We start from the raw sequence: 15,596 nt of genomic DNA, 5'->3' as shown, positions 1-15,596 counted from the left end.
TTGTAGCAAATTTGCGGGGAATTTGTCGCTTTCAGTCGCGGGCTGTGATTTTCTTGGTGGTAATCGGCCACCAATACCTTTTAATTTACCAAATGGCGTGCTTGACGCTTAGGTAGATTGCCCGTTGCTGCATTGCCTATATCACCTGTATTGCCTTCACTGCTTGGCTTATTTGATTTGCTGTCTGGCTTGACATGCATTTGCGCTAAGACTTCGGGACTTTGTTTGTGTCTCGCATCGCCCGCATAATCTTTGCCTATCATGGTCTGCACGGTCTGCAAATCCATCCCGCGCTCGTTGCACAGCCATTTTGTGACCAGATTGGCGAGCCGATCTAAGGCGATTTTATGAGTGGCGTCAGTTTGTGCATAAATCCAATTTGATAAATCCATGAAATTCTCAAATGCCTGAGTGCCCAAGATTATCGGTAATGTATGGGTGAAGCGACCAGAGTTCGCGATGAGATCCCAATAACGAGCAAAGCGTATCAGTCGCTGCATCGCGGCAAACGGCACATCCTTATTCGCTAGAATCGTGTAAGGCGGATACGGATCAAAACGCATTCCAAAATCCTCAGTGTGACGGATGATAGGGGTACCACGCAGGCGTTTCAAAATGCCAAATTGAATTTCATGCGGCCCCAGAGCGTGTAACTGATTAAATCCTTGTGCAAAGCTCTCTACGGTCTCGCCGGGTAAGCCGGCGATCAGATCAACGTGCAAATGCGCTTGAGAATGCTGCATCAGCCAGACGATGTTTTCAGCGGCTTTGCTATTGTTTTGCTTACGGCTGATGCGGGTTTGTACTTCTGGATTAAAACTCTGTATGCCGATTTCAAACTGTAGCGTGCCTGCTGGGAATTTTTGTATGCCTTCTTTCAGCGCATCGGGTAAATGATCGGGCACTACTTCAAAATGGGCGAACACTGGATCATCTGGATTAGCCGCCAGCTTATCGAGGAAGAATTGCATAATCTTCAAACTGGTTTTGATGTTCAAATTAAACGTGCGATCAACGAATTTGAACAGCCGTGCGCCGCGCGCATGCAGGTCTTCCATTTCTTCCAAAAAGCGATCAATGTCGAAAGGCCAAGCGGTTTTGTCTAAAGCGGATAAGCAAAATTCACATTTGAACGGGCAGCCGCGTGAAGCCTCTACGTATAAAGTTCGGTGTTTAATATCTTGGTCGCTATAGTATTCATATGGCAGCCGCAGTTCGTCCAGTGACGCTTGTACACCCGCATGAATTTTCATGAGTGGTTTTGGACCGTGCAATATTTGTTGGCATAAAGCGGGGAAGCTGACATCGCCCCAACCTGTGATTACATAATCGGCCATGCCCACGATCGCTTGTTCTTGGGTTTCGTACGAAACTTCGGGGCCACCTAAGACGATGATGATTTCGGGCGCGACGCGCTTGATCAGCGCCACTAAACGCGTAGTTTCTTCCACATTCCAGATATACACACCAAAACCGATGATGAGTTTTTCATCGGCGCGTTGCCAAGACAATAAGCGCTCTAATAAGTCAGTGGTCTTAGCGCCAATGACGAATTCCTGTATATGCGTTTGCTCCTGCAAAGCGCCCATATTGGCGTAAAGGTAACGCAAACCTAGGGAAGCGTGGGCATAGCGGGCATTCAGGGTGGACAGCAGGATGGTCATGGCAGCAAGTAGTGCAGGCGGGAAAGGCTCTATTGTACGCTGGACTGCAGTCATGCCAAAGTGCGCTAGCCTAAAAGCGAGGATTATCAATAGGGCGATAATGAAGCGGCAATCAACTTTCACAATCCGATTTTGTAGCTTGATACCTGCGTTTTTGCATTTCGTCGCAAGTCGCTCGCGAACATAAACGCAAATCTCTATAGTTCAACCATCGACGAAGGTCGAAGAGTTCCAAAAGATACTGAACTCACTTTAACGGAATTTAATTTAACTCAACTCAATAGGAAGAACAAAATGAAAACCTCTCTCTCTACTAAATCTCTGTTAGTCATCGCTTCTTTAGCTGCGGTAGTCGGCGCTGCAACTGCTTTTCAAAGCAATAGCGATCAACAAAAAAACCTCAACACAAAAGTTGCGACTCAAAAAATGCAAAAAGTGGTTGTGAGCGCTAAACGCATGAGTGCAGAAGAAAAATTATCTTTCGACTTGCAAAACAGCGCGATGCAAACCGTCGTCATCAGCGCTAAACGTTTGACGACCGAGCAAAAAAACGCGATGGATGCTCAAGAACGTGCGGAACAAAATACCAGCGCTAAATCAGCATCCGCTCGTAATTCAATCAAAGGTTAATAGGCAAATACGATGCAGACGACTCTGAGCAAATTAGGTAAATAGGTGAAGTCGCTTATTTTTTTACATCACTGGATTTAGTAATAAAGTTCGCATGACTTCACCTTCGTTTCGCTTATAAATCAAAGTCTTTTCGGTGGCATGAATACCAGAGAAGTTTTTGATTTGTATTCGGAAAATGAAAGTAATCTAGCTGGGCTAGCTGGCTAAAATACGTGCATCAACCCCCAAAATTAGGCCTCTAATTCCGCGCCATAATAACGATGACGGCCATGCTCTTTGGCCTTGTAGAGTTGGGTATCGGCCAAACTGATCAAGCTCATCGCACTGGCGTGTAAGTGGGCGGGTTTGCAACCGATACCAAGGCTGACGGTGACATAAGGCGCAACGGAAGATTGTGCATGTTCAATTTGTAAGCCACTAATTTCTTGCCGGATGGCTTCAGCTAAACGCATGGCACCAGCAAAATCGGTATCGGGCAATAGGCAGACGAATTCTTCGCCGCCATAGCGAGCCACATGGTCGCCACCGCGCATCAAACTATTCTTTAAGGTAGCAGCGACACGGCGCAAGCAATCGTCTCCTGCCTGATGGCCGTAATGATCATTGAAGCGTTTAAAAAAATCTACATCCAGCATCACCAAGCTGAGTGGTGTTTGATTGCGAATCGCTCTACCCATTTCGGCATTGACTCGCTCGTCAAAAAAGCGCCGATTATGGACACCCGTTAATCCATCAAGATAAGCCCAGCTACGCAGTAAATCTGACTGCGCTTTTAGCATTAGGTGGGTCTTGACCCTAGCTTTGACGATGCGAGGATTAATGGGTTTCGAAATAAAATCAACCGCACCCAGATCAAAGCCCATTTCTTCGGCAGACTCATCGGTTTGAGCGGTAATAAAAATGACGGGAATATCGCGGGTGACGGCATCTTCTTTTAGGCGCTGGCAAACCTGATATCCATCCATATCAGGCATGATCAAATCGAGTAGCACCAGATCTGGTTGGCGCGCGGCACATAGCGCCAATGCTTGCGCACCGCTGGTCGCCATAAAAACCTGATAATCACTGGACAGGATTTGGTACAGCACTTGAATGTTGGCGGGTTGGTCATCGACGACTAATAGGCGTGGTCGGGTTTGCACGGGAAACAGCGCATCGTGTGAGGTCGCAGCTTGAATGATATTGCTAGCCATTAGGGTATCGCTTCTTCTAATAAAGTAGCGCATAGTTGTTGCGCCAGTGTGAAGTCTAAAGCGTTGATCGCGTTCGCCAGAGGCAGCAGCTTATCATGCATCTGGGCGTCAAATCGATTTTGTAATTGTATGATGCTTTCGGTTGCGGCCATATCCGCATTTTCAAGTTGTTCGGCTAAATTAAGCAAACTACGGCGGAATAAATCTGGATCAAAAGCGCTTTGTCCTTCTGCGTCCGTCAACGGCGGAAGTGGCTGATTCGATTCCAGATGCGGTAATAAATTGCTTAAACTTTGCGTCAGAGCCGCAATGATTTGGCAGGCCTGGGTGACGATTTGCATTAACTCAGGAGCTGGAATTTGGGTGTGTAAAGGCTGTTCCAGTGCCGCCAAAGCCGCGGCATAAGTATTCGCGCCTAAGGTCGCCGTTAAGCCCTTAATCGTATGCAATTGACGTAATACCGAGCTACTATCGAGTGCCGCCGCGTCACGTAATTGTTGGGGGGCTGCCGCTAGATCCTTAATAAACATGCTTAGCATCCGCAAATATAAATCCTGTTTTCCACCCAAGCGATTAAGTGCAGGCACTATATCGACGTCTAGTGAACGGGCAATATTAACGATGTTGCTGTTTGGCGTAGTTGGCTGATTGGCTGTAGGTTCGAGAAATGCGGTAGATTGTTTGGTATAGCGTAAGATAACTTTTATCAGATTGTGCACATCAAAAGGTTTTCCTATGTGATCATTCAGACCAGCTGCTAGACAGGCTTCCTTATCGGTGGCCATGACGTTGGCAGACATGGCGATAATTGGCAATTGTTTGCGCCCTAATTCATGACGTATTCTTTGCGTGGCGGTATAGCCATCCATCACTGGCATTTGTAAGTCCATCAACACAATATCAAATGGATAGCGTTCGTTAGCAATTAACTCCACCGCTTCTAAGCCATGCTGGGCGATTTGTACTCGCGCGCCTTCGGCTCTAAGTAATTCATAAGCGACTTGTTGGTTATTGATGTTATCTTCCACCAATAAAATTCTAATATTATGTAATTGATTGATGATCGAAGTATCAGTCTGTTTTTGAATTGCGTTAGGATGTTTGCTCGCAATCTCCATGCCTTGATTGATATTCGCCAGCAATTTATTTTTGGTGAGCGGCTTGCTGAGCACGGCGTTAAATAACAATTGTTCTTTAGGTGCGACTTTTTGTAGTAAATCGCGTTCATTTTCACGCATCAATAAAAATAATGACTGGCCAGTTTGATCGGCCAAGCCACGCATAGTCCATATGTATCCCCAACCATCGACTTCAACAATGTCCCAGTCGATCAAGATTGCTTGATGCAAAACTTTACTGGTTTGCATGGTGAGTAATGCTGCCATACTACTGTCAACAAATTCAGCCTCGAAATCGAGCTCCTGGCAGGCAGCTTTGATATTTTCCCGTACAAAAATATTGGCCTCGACGATTAATAGTCGGGTAGAGAGTTGTTTCTCCATTAGTTGTTCAGTGTGTAATGCTAGTGCAGACGCAACAGGTAATTGAATGTCAAAATAAAAGCATGCACCTTTACCTAATTCACTCTCTAATGCAAGCTTACCGCCCATCATTGCGACTAGTCCCTGACTGATTGCGATGCCCAGACCTGAACCGCCGAAACGACGAGTGGTTGAGGTTTCTGCTTGAGTAAAGCCGGTGAAAATTTTTTCGTGATTTTCTGGTGCGATGCCGATTCCAGTATCTTTGACCGAGATGCGTAAATTGACGCTGTGTGCATCTTGCTGCGTGACAGCGATGGCAATAATGACTTGCCCCTGTTCGGTGAATTTCACCGCATTGCTACCTAGATTGGTCAAAATTTGGCGCAGGCGCAGTGCGTCACCGATCAGATATTTAGGAATGTTTTTGTCTATGTCGAATAGGATATCTACGGGCTTATTACTAACCGTAATTGCAAGTAAATCAGAGAGTTCGCTCAACAATTGATCGAGTTGGAAAGGATGTGGATCCAAACTCATCTTACCTGCTTCCACTTTGGAAATATCTAAAATATCGTTGAGTAAGTTGAGTAGAGAACGTGCTGCACCCTCGGTTTTCGATGCATAGTCGTTTTGTTGTGGTGAGAGCGGTGTTTTTCTGAGTAAACTGAGCATGCCTAAGATCGCATTCATAGGCGTGCGGATTTCATGACTCATATTCGCCAAGAAAGCCGATTTCGCCTGATTGGCGTCATCTGCGGCTTGTTTAGCCTGACGTAAAGCCTCTTCGGCTTGGTATTGTAATGTGATGTCGCGATTGATCCCTGTGACTAAAATACCATTGCCATTTGCGTCACGCTCTACACCGCCTGCCGCTTGTATGTAACGTATCCCGTGCGTTTTACTGATAATGCGGAAAATCGGAGCGTAAGCGGCGTTGTCCTTAACTGCGGCATATAGCTTTTGTTCGGTATCATCTATATCGTCTGGATGTACTTTGCTACGCCAAAAATCAAAACTTAACTTTTCATGTCTGTGCTCTTGAGGTACTTCATAAATTTCGTACATCCTGTCATTAAAAACGATTTCATTGCTTTGCACATCCCAACTCCAGATTCCTAATTCGGCTACTTCGGCCGCCTTGGTCAACTGGTCGCGCACTGTCAACAGCAGCTTGGTACTGCGTTGCAATTCGGCTTCCGCATTCTTTCTCTCGGTGATATCCATTTGGGTGCCAGAGACCCATTCTGGCTTGCCAAACGAAGTGAAGGAGGAAATGCGGCCGCGAGTCAAGACCCAGATCCAGTGGCCGTTTTTATGCTGGAGTCGAGTTTCGCATTCGTAGTAAGACAGATCATGTTCAAAGTGGCGTGTCATTAAAGCCTTGGCTTTAATCAAATCGTCAGGATGAGTCAGGTCATTCCACGTGTTAATGGTGAGCGGTGCTAGTTCATTAAGTTCATAACCTATTTGATCGGCCCAACGCTCATTTAAACGCATTTCGCCCGTTTCTACATTCCATTCCCAAGTGCCAACGTTGGTACCTTCAATGATATGTGCCAAGGCGCTACGTTGACTGGCCAGGCGGCTGGCAGCTTTTTTGCTGGCGGTAATATCGGTGCGAATCGAGATGTATTTTTCTATTTCGCCCTGAGCATTTTTAAAAGGTGCGATGAAAGTATCGACCCAGTATAAGCTGCCATTTTTCGCCCGGTTACAGACTTCACCACGCCATGGCGTACCGGAAGAAATGGTGCGCCACATGGTTGATAAGAAATCAGGCGATTGTATGCCAGTGGCGACGATGCGGTGATTGCCTTCTAGAATTTCCTCTTTGGTGTATCCACTGATGCGGCAATAGGCTTGATTGACTTCGATGATGCGACCAACCCGATCAGCAATGGACACGATGGCGTGCATATTCAAGGTGCTGAGCAGCGCATCGCTATCTCGTAAAGCGGCTTGCAATTGTTGCGCGGCCTTTTTTTCTTCGGTGATATCGGTGCGGATTGCGATGTAGCGGTCGATCACACCCTGATCATTTATAAACGGTGCAATAAAAGTATTTACCCAGAACAGTGAACCATCTTTGGCTTGATTACAGACATCTCCGCGCCACGGTGTTCCATGTGAAATACTTTGCCACATATCTGCCCAGAATTGACTCGGTTGCTCATGTGAACGGATTAACCTGTGAGTTTGCCCTAGCAGTTCGTGACGTTGATAGCCTGATATCCGACAGAACGCATCATTTACATCGATAATGCATCCGCTCGCGTCGGTGACGGACACAATCGCATGCATATTGAGCGTACTAAGGAGTGCTTCATTGTCGCGCAGGGCGATATCGAGTTTTTTCTGAGTTTGATCGCCCCACGTTAATTCAATTCTTAATAGAGCAGTGATCAGACTGCAAATAATACTGGCGGCGATAAAAAACAGCACTGGCAAACTGCGGTTCATGCCGGCTTCGAAAGTCGCGGTGCTGCGTATGTTCAATTTAAACACGTGGCGGTGCAGCTCGATGTCACGGTGATTTTCGAACATCGCGGTGTGTGCGGCTGCGGCGGCGGCATTTTCCGCCGTACTTCCAGTAAAACTGACGATATTGCCATCAGGGTCAGGTAAGGTGTTTTGTAAGTCAAAAACCAGATTGCCATTTTCTACATCACGCATTTTGGCCAGTAAGTCCGGCAGCATGACAGGTGCGTACACTAGGCCATAAATGGCAGCTTGGCGGTTAGCGGGAGTATCAACTGGTAAATCTTTTTTGAAGATAGGAACAAAGAGCAGAATGCTGGCTTTTTTTTCTGTTTTGGGGGGCGCGTAAATTAAGGGGCTAATCGAGGGTAAGCCAGCATTAATGGCTTCTTCTATGGCTAAGCGGCGGCGCGGGTCGGAACTAAAATCGGTGCCGGGCACAAAATGGCTGTTAAATGGCGAGACAAAATATTTGGCGATATAACGATAGGCGTTATGCGCGCCTTGAAATTCTTGCAAATTAAATTGCGGATTGACCTCGGTTTTTTTTTGCGCGATGTATGCTAAAAGATCGGCTTGGGAGACTTTTTCCACAAAGCCAAAACCACGTACTCCGGGAAACTCCAACGGCAGATTTCTAGTACGAATGGCTGACTCAAATTCATCGGCACTCAAAGTTTGTTTGATGCCAAATAAACTTTTTGCGCCGTTCAAACCAAAAATCGGATTGTTGAAACGTTGTTGAATCTCTACTGCTATGCGGTCTGCTTTATTTTGGAATTCTGTTTCCAACTTATTTTTGAGATTGTTATTGAGCCACCACGTACCCGCTGCAGTTAGGCACATTCCTAATATGAAAATTGCGGTGGGTAAGTATTGAGGAAGTAACCACTGTCTGTCATGCCAAAAATTTTTCACAATACTGTCCATGAAATTTGCTGAATACGATGTATGTGTAGCTCATACGGTAGTCTTACCTATCAGAGAATGCGCATATCTGTGGACTGACCTGACTACAGCGATGTAGGGAGCGACCAGATGACTCGCTAGTGCTTTGAATTCGGCAGTACTTTTTTGCGAGTCAAGCTGTACTCTTTTTTAAGTTATTTTCTAAACTCGTTTGCAGAATAAACTCTCATTAGCATTCTTTGCAATTTAAAAAAGCCACGTCCTAGTATCATGGTCTTTTTGCATTGCCGTCAATCAAATATTTCTTTTGAGAAGCGTGGTTTTACGCCAAAATGCAACATATGCGAAGAATAATTAAAAAATTATTTAAATCACCACTTATTCACCATTCAGTTACTAACTTCTTTAAAAGATGAAAATGAAAAAAAAGTATGACATTTACGGCTTGGGAGCCGCCTTGGTTGATACCGAAATCACCTTGGATGACAGTGACTTAACGCATATGCAGGTTGAGAAAGGCGTGATGACTTTAGTGGATGAACCGCGTCAGAAAGAATTGATCGCCGCTCTTGAGCATCATTTGGTCGCTTCAAAACGGGCAAGTGGTGGCTCCGCTGCGAACACCATTATTGCAGCGAGCTATTTTGGATGTCAGAACTTTTACTCATGTAAAGTCGCGGCGGACGAGAATGGTCATTTCTATTTAAATGATATGAAAGCGGCTGGCGTCACCACGCCTTCTCACATTACACCGCCGCCAGGTACTACGGGTAAATGTCTGGTGATGATCACGCCAGATGCCGAACGTACCATGAATACCTATTTAGGAATTAGTGAACATTTATCGGTCGAAGAAATCGATTTTTCCGTCGTGCCAGAGTCGCAATACGTGTACATCGAAGGTTATCTCGTGACGTCGGTTACTGGTCGCGCTGCTGCCATTAAGTTGCGCGAGCATGCACAGCAACATGGAACTCAAGTTGCCTTAAGCTTGTCTGATCCAGCGATGGTGCAGTTTTTCCGTGATGGACTGTTAGAGATGATAGGAAATCAGGTTGATTTGATTTTTTGCAATCGCGATGAAGCCTTGGGATTTGTCCAAACCGATGATTTTGAATTGGCTTGCCGAGGTTTGCAGCAGTATGCAAAACGTTTTGCTATTACCTGTGGCGCCGATGGTGCTTATGTGTTTGATGGCGAACAACTACTACAAGTTGCAGCGCCTAAAGTTGAGCCTATTGATACCAATGGCGCTGGCGATATGTTTGCCGGAGCCTTTTTGTTCGCTTTGACGCAAGGGGAAGCATTTGCGCGCGCGGCTGCCTTTGCAAATCAAGCTGCGGCCAAAGTGGTGACGCAGTTTGGCCCGCGTTTAAAGGCTGAGCAACACCCTGCTTTGAAGTCGAGTTTCTTCGGCGCTTGAATTGACACTTGAGTGTTTGTCTGAGTTTGCACCTGAGTTAGTGCGCCACGTATGGTCGCCGCAGGTGCATTTTTCCTTATCGCCTTAACCTATTAAGCACAGCGCTAGTTCATGTTCGCATCATTTTCTAACCGGATGACAGGCTATTTCGCCGCAGTATTGATTGCGTCGTTAGGGATACTGTTTGTCTTGTGGTACTTCGGTTGGAGTGCCTTAGGATTGGTGGGAGCCAGTCAGCAAAGGCTGGACGGGGTGATGCAAATGCTCAGCGCTAAAGTCGATTTGCAGCGTGACACTATCGCGCGTGAGTTGAAAGAAGCGAGCGGCGATGCCTTACTTATTGCAGAAAGCGCGGAATTACAGCAGGCCTTGCAGGGCGGCCTTGAGAACTTGTCCTTGAGTATGCAAGCCTTGTTGGAACGCCAAGAGCGCGCCTATCCACGACGTTTTACTCGGTTTTTATTGCTTGAGGCGGAACAGGCTCTAATTATCGCCAGCAGCCAGCCGAGTGAAACGCAAACAAACTTGTTTGACGCGAATTTTGCTTGGCAACTGACACAAGCACCGCTACCCAACCGTATTGCCAGTTGGATGCGCCCCGATGGAAATCGGGAGTTAATCGTTGTCAGAGAAATTGAAGGAATAGCCTCTCAGTCGTCACGTACAGCATCAGCAAAACTACCCACCAAGCTGTATTTGATAGGAGTGCTCAATTGGCAGCAAATGTTGAGTGCAGACATCGCGGCAGCGACGGGTTTGCATCACCCAAGTGACAGTACTCTGCTATTTGATGGGAATGCAAATTTACTGATGCGCTTCCCTCAGCAAGCACCAGCGAGAGATTCACTTCTTAACGTCGCGCCTGGTAGGAACGAAGAACAAGTTTTATTGCAAACCAATCAGACTGGAGATGAATTTATTGTCGTTTATAGGCAATTAAAACTGGGCACGCACCAGATTTGGAGCATGGTGCATAGTGTGCGTAAAGACGAAGTGCTATCCGGTTTACCTGAGGGCTTAAATGTGCTGTTAATCGCCGGTGGCTTAATTACCTTGTTGGCACTGAATTTGATTTATCTCGCCTCACGTCGCCTGACACGACCTTTGGATTTGTTAGCGGATGTGGCTAAACAATTGGGACAGGGAGAACTCGCTGTGCGAGTTCCTACGACGGTCGCTGAGTCGCGCGAGATACGTGTGCTATCTGTCGCCTTCAACGGTATGGCGGACGCGGTACAAAACGCGCAAGAATTATTAGAAGCTCAGGTTGCCCATCGTAGTCAGGCCTTGGCATGGTCTGAGGCGCGCCACTTAACCCTCTTCAATGCCACCGCCAATGCAGTGATGGTGATGGATGCGGATCGTATGATTGATTGCAATCCTGCCGCGATCAGTTTGTTTGGAGCGCGCGATAAAGAGGATTTGTTATTGTGCAAACCGTCTGATTTATCGCCGACCTTTCAGAAAAATGGTGTCAGTTCCTGCAGTTTGGCTCGTGATTATATATTTCTGGCGCGCGATCATGGTCAGCATAGTTTTGAGTGGATACACCGCCGTCTCGATAATGGCGACTGTTTTGACGCCGAAGTGTTGTTAAATCGGGTTGAATTAGACGGGCAAACGGTGATACAAGCCAGTGTGCGTGATATCTCTGCCCGCAAACGGGTTGAGGATGCCTTACATGCTAGTGAGGAGCGGCACCGTACCTTGGTTGAATGGTCGCCTGAAGGGATCAATGTCCACCGCAAATCCCGCCTTATCTATGTTAATGCCTCAGCGATACGTATGCTGGGTGCGGATAACAGTGAGCAATTAATTGGTCGACCGATTCGTGACATCATGCATCCTGATTGCCATCATCTGATACAGACGCGCGTCAAGTCTATGAATGAAGTGGGTGGGCGCGATCAGAATTTTGAAATGAAGTTTATCAAAATTGATGGTAGTGTGATTGATGTCATGGGACAGGGGGCTTTGATCGATTTTGATGGTGAGCCTTCTGTCTATGTTGCATGGCATGACATCACCGCGTCTAAACGTCATGCAGAATCACAAAGGATAGCCGCGACTGCCTTTGAGTCGCAAGAAGGAATGTTTGTAACTGATGCAGCTTGGAATATCTTACGCACCAATCAGTCGTTTAATCAGATTACCGGTTTTCTTTCTGACGATGTGGTAGGGGCACCACCTCATTTCTTAACCCTGCAAGCAGATAATCAAGATACCTATGCCATTATGCAGACTAGCATACGCGAACGAGGTTCTTGGCAAGGTGAAGTTTTAGATCAGCGTAAAAATGGTGATATGTTCCCAGCATGGGTCAATATTTCTAGTGTGACGGATGAGCGCGGCCAGATTACGCATTATGTCGGTACTTTTAATGATATTACCTTGCGTAAATCGGCTGAAGATGAAATACGAAATCTGGCATTTTATGACCCTCTGACGCAATTGCCGAATCGTCGTTTGTTGATGGATAGGTTAGAGCAAGCGCTTGCCTCCAGTAATCGACATCAACGTAAAGGTGCTTTGTTATTTATTGATTTGGATAACTTCAAAACCTTGAATGATACTTTGGGGCATGACCAGGGTGATAGGTTGTTGCAACAGGTCGCTGAGCGTCTGAATAGTTGCACGCGTGAAGGCGATACCGTAGCGCGTCTAGGCGGTGATGAGTTTGTTGTTATGCTAGAAAATCTTGACGAACATTCTTTTGATGCCGCGAATCATGCAGAGACCGTCGCTATCAAAATTCTGTCTGAATTAAATCAAACGTATTGGTTAGGCGTTAACGAACATCATAGCTCGCCCAGTATCGGCATTACACTTTTTGGTGAAAAAGCGGAGACTATTTCCGAACCTTTGAAACGCGCTGATCTCGCTATGTATCAGGCTAAAGCAGCAGGTCGCAATACCATACGATTCTTCGATCCGAAAATGCAAGCGATGGTATCGCAACGCGCTGAATTGGAGGAAGATTTACGCGATGCGATGTTGAACGATCAGTTTGAATTGTATTATCAAGCGCAGTTCAATGACGACGGTCGCTTATTTGCTGCCGAAGTTTTGATACGTTGGCACCACCCGATACGCGGCATGATTTCTCCAGCTGAATTTATACCAATTGCTGAAGATACGGGCTTGATCGCTATTCTCGGTTACTGGGTATTGAATATGGCCACGCACCAGTTAGCGCTATGGGCGGAGCAGCCCGAGTTTGCCGATTTGACCATTGCGGTGAATGTGAGTCCTAGCCAATTTCACCAGAAGAACTTTGTTGATCAAGTGGAGGATGTACTGGATCTTACGGGCGCAAATCCACGTCGCTTGAAGTTGGAATTGACCGAAGGATTTTCTATTTCGAATATCGAAGACGTCATAGAGAGAATGTCGCAATTGAAAAAACGTGGTGTTAGTTTCTCTTTGGACGATTTTGGTACCGGCTATTCTTCCTTGTCGTATCTGAAGCGTTTGCCGCTGGATCAATTAAAAATAGATCAGAGTTTTGTACGAGATATTTTGGTCGATCCGAATGATGCGGCGATTTCAAAAATGGTAATCGTGCTGGCGGAAAGTCTGGGCTTAAGTGTGGTTGCAGAAGGCGTAGAAACCCTAGCGCAAAAAGCTTTTTTACAGGAACAAGGTTGTCGCGCGTATCAAGGATATCTCTACAGTAAGCCACTGCCGCTTGCGCAGTTTGAGGCATTTGCACGTCAAGCCTATTTCGCCACCAACGATTAGAACGTCTACAACACTGATAACGGCCGGATTAGCCAGATTGCTTAGGCGGTCAGTAGGCTGTCAGTAGGCAGTCCGCCGCCTGCCGCCCTCCCTTCTGACCTTATCTTTATCAGTTAAGCTGTGCTCAGCTAGATCCATCTTCAAACTATGCTTAGCTTTAGGGAAAGTCATTTCATTAATTCTTCTCAGCCCATCTTTCCATAATTGATGTAGCGTCGTATGAAATCCGCTACGCCTGCGGAACTTATTCCCCCTGTATTAGTCCTAACCGATTAGTATCAATTCGTTCCAAGTGATAGTTATTGCTAGCAGTTTTTTGAACAATCTTTTGAACACTCTTGTTAATCAGACTGAAGAAAAATAGCAAAACGACCGAGCTTGGTAAGACGACCATAAACTATCAATCAGGAGACAAAATGCAAAGACGTGATTTTCTTCATTTAGGTGGCGCTGCGTTAGGTGGTTTATTAATCCCTGCCATGCCTGCATTTGCTAGGGCGATTGAAGTCGAAGAATTATTAAAGCCTGTATCAAACCAATTTCGTAAAAGCTTAGCCGATACCGCCTTGAACGCGGCGACCAGCGCTGGCGCTAGTTACTGCGATGTGCGTATTGGTCGCTACCTAAACCAATTTATTTCTACGCGTGATTTGAACGTAGAAAACGTCGCCAATACCGAGTCAGCTGGTGTTGGTATCCGTGTCGTTGCTAATGGCGCGTATGGCTTTGCCGCCACCAATGATATGTCGCCGGACAGCGTGGCTGCCGCGGCGCGTCAAGCGGTGGCAATTGCGAAAGCGAATAGCAAATTACAAACCACACCTTTGCAGTTGGCGGCGGTAAAAGGCGTGGGCGAAGTGAGTTGGGCGACACCGATTAAGAAAGATTGGCGCGTGGTACCGATTCAAGAAAAAGTCGATTTGCTGATTGCCGCAAATAAAGCGGGCATGGAAGGCGGCGCCAATTTCATGCAATCCGTCATGTTCCAAGTCAACCAGCAAAAATATTTCGCCTCGACCGATGGTTCTTATATTGATCAAGATGTACATCGCTTATGGATGCCAATCACGGCGACCGCGGTGGATCAGAAAACCAATAAATTCCGTTCGCGTCAGGGACTTTCTGCCCCAGTTGGTATGGGCTATGAGTATTTAGATGCGCGTCCAGAAGACAAGATTAAAGCAGCGGGCGGTGTAGCGACTTTATACAAACATTCCTATGATTTGATCGCCGATGCGCGGGCTTGTGGTGCCAGTGCCAAACAAAAATTAACGGCCAAATCCGTCGTGCCAGGTAAGTATGATTTGGTCTTGAGTCCTGAACATTTATGGTTGACCATTCATGAATCGGTCGGCCATCCTACAGAACTAGATCGCGTACTTGGCTACGAAGCGAACTTTGCCGGAACCAGCTTCGCGACTATCGATAAATGGGAAAGCAAAAAATTCAAATATGGCTCAAATAACGTCAACATCATCGCCGAGAAAACTACACCAGGTTCGCTAGGCGGTGTCGGCTATGACGATGAAGGTGTGAAGACCAAGCGTTGGGATATTATCAAAGACGGTATTTTGGTCAACTATCAAGCCACGCGTGATCAAGTGCATATGCTAGGGCAGACCGAATCGCATGGTTGTTCTTATGCCGATAATTGGAGCAGCGTGCAATTTCAGCGCATGCCCAATATTTCTTTGGAAGCCGGTAAAAAACGTTTGACGCCGGATGAAATGATCAAGGATGTCAAGAAAGGTATTTACATCATCGGCGATGGTTCCTTCTCTATTGATCAGCAACGTTATAACTTCCAATTCGGTGGTCAGATGTTCTTCGAAATCAAGAACGGTAAGATTGGCGAGCAATTAGAAGATGTCGCCTATCAATCGAATACCCAAGAATTCTGGAATGCTTGCAGTGCTACTTGTGATGAACGCGATTGGCGCATGGGCGGCTCTTTCTTCGACGGTAAAGGCCAGCCCTCGCAATCGAGCGCGGTATCGCATGGTTCCAGCACCACGCGCTTCAATGGCATTAATGTGATCAACACCGCACGCAAAATTGCGTAATCGCTGAA

General features: G+C 46.4%; 7 protein-coding genes. 4 read left to right on the top strand and 3 right to left on the bottom strand.

The features are described from left to right. Positions 1-80: 80 nt before the first annotated feature. Positions 81-1,664, bottom strand: coding sequence for a B12-binding domain-containing radical SAM protein (locus ACFFJH_RS15565; RefSeq protein WP_390213918.1), 1,584 nt, complete (start codon positions 1,662-1,664; stop codon positions 81-83). Between the two features lie 294 nt (positions 1,665-1,958). Between ACFFJH_RS15565 and ACFFJH_RS15560 the strand changes: the two genes are divergently transcribed. Beyond that, entirely contained in the window at positions 1,959-2,294 is a 336-nt protein-coding gene (locus ACFFJH_RS15560; protein WP_390213851.1) for a hypothetical protein, read from the top strand. A 233-nt stretch (positions 2,295-2,527) separates the two neighbouring features. Here ACFFJH_RS15560 and ACFFJH_RS15555 read toward each other — a convergent pair whose 3' ends face one another. Continuing rightward, on the bottom strand, positions 2,528-3,490 hold the full coding sequence (locus ACFFJH_RS15555; protein ID WP_390213850.1) for a diguanylate cyclase: 963 nt from the start codon (positions 3,488-3,490) through the stop codon (positions 2,528-2,530). Continuing rightward, positions 3,490-8,382 carry a PAS domain-containing protein gene (locus ACFFJH_RS15550; RefSeq protein ID WP_390213849.1) on the bottom strand — a complete coding sequence of 1,631 codons (4,893 nt, stop codon included), beginning with the start codon at positions 8,380-8,382 and terminating at the stop codon, positions 3,490-3,492. Before ACFFJH_RS15550 ends, ACFFJH_RS15555 begins: the two co-directional genes overlap by 1 nt. 397 nt (positions 8,383-8,779) lie before the next feature. Between ACFFJH_RS15550 and ACFFJH_RS15545 the strand changes: the two genes are divergently transcribed. From ACFFJH_RS15545 to ACFFJH_RS15535, 3 genes are all read left to right on the top strand, one after another. Next, positions 8,780-9,784: an adenosine kinase gene (locus ACFFJH_RS15545; protein WP_390213848.1), complete on the top strand. Its 1,005-nt coding sequence runs from the start codon at positions 8,780-8,782 to the stop codon at positions 9,782-9,784. A gap of 111 nt (positions 9,785-9,895) precedes the next feature. Further along, the gene (locus tag ACFFJH_RS15540) at positions 9,896-13,525 is read left to right on the top strand and encodes an EAL domain-containing protein (protein ID WP_390213847.1); all 3,630 of its coding nucleotides are present in this window, start codon (positions 9,896-9,898) and stop codon (positions 13,523-13,525) included. A gap of 416 nt (positions 13,526-13,941) precedes the next feature. Further along, positions 13,942-15,588, top strand: coding sequence for a TldD/PmbA family protein (locus ACFFJH_RS15535; protein WP_390213846.1), 1,647 nt, complete (start codon positions 13,942-13,944; stop codon positions 15,586-15,588). Positions 15,589-15,596 lie beyond the last annotated feature (8 nt).

The sequence above is a fragment of the Affinundibacterium danionis genome (assembly GCF_042432465.1).
In the GTDB taxonomy this organism is placed as follows: domain Bacteria; phylum Pseudomonadota; class Gammaproteobacteria; order Burkholderiales; family Burkholderiaceae_D; genus Undibacterium; species Undibacterium danionis.
This window is presented reverse-complemented; position numbering and strand designations above follow the sequence as displayed.

Excerpts from the sequence above, each read along its gene's own strand:
- ACFFJH_RS15565 (WP_390213918.1), bottom strand. The coding sequence starts at position 1,664 with ATGACCATCCTGCTGTCCACCCTGAATGCCCGCTATGCCCACGCTTCC.
- ACFFJH_RS15560 (WP_390213851.1), top strand. The coding sequence starts at position 1,959 with ATGAAAACCTCTCTCTCTACTAAATCTCTGTTAGTCATCGCTTCTTTA.
- ACFFJH_RS15555 (WP_390213850.1), bottom strand. The coding sequence starts at position 3,490 with ATGGCTAGCAATATCATTCAAGCTGCGACCTCACACGATGCGCTGTTT.
- ACFFJH_RS15550 (WP_390213849.1), bottom strand. The coding sequence starts at position 8,382 with ATGGACAGTATTGTGAAAAATTTTTGGCATGACAGACAGTGGTTACTT.
- ACFFJH_RS15545 (WP_390213848.1), top strand. The coding sequence starts at position 8,780 with ATGAAAAAAAAGTATGACATTTACGGCTTGGGAGCCGCCTTGGTTGAT.
- ACFFJH_RS15540 (WP_390213847.1), top strand. The coding sequence starts at position 9,896 with ATGTTCGCATCATTTTCTAACCGGATGACAGGCTATTTCGCCGCAGTA.
- ACFFJH_RS15535 (WP_390213846.1), top strand. The coding sequence starts at position 13,942 with ATGCAAAGACGTGATTTTCTTCATTTAGGTGGCGCTGCGTTAGGTGGT.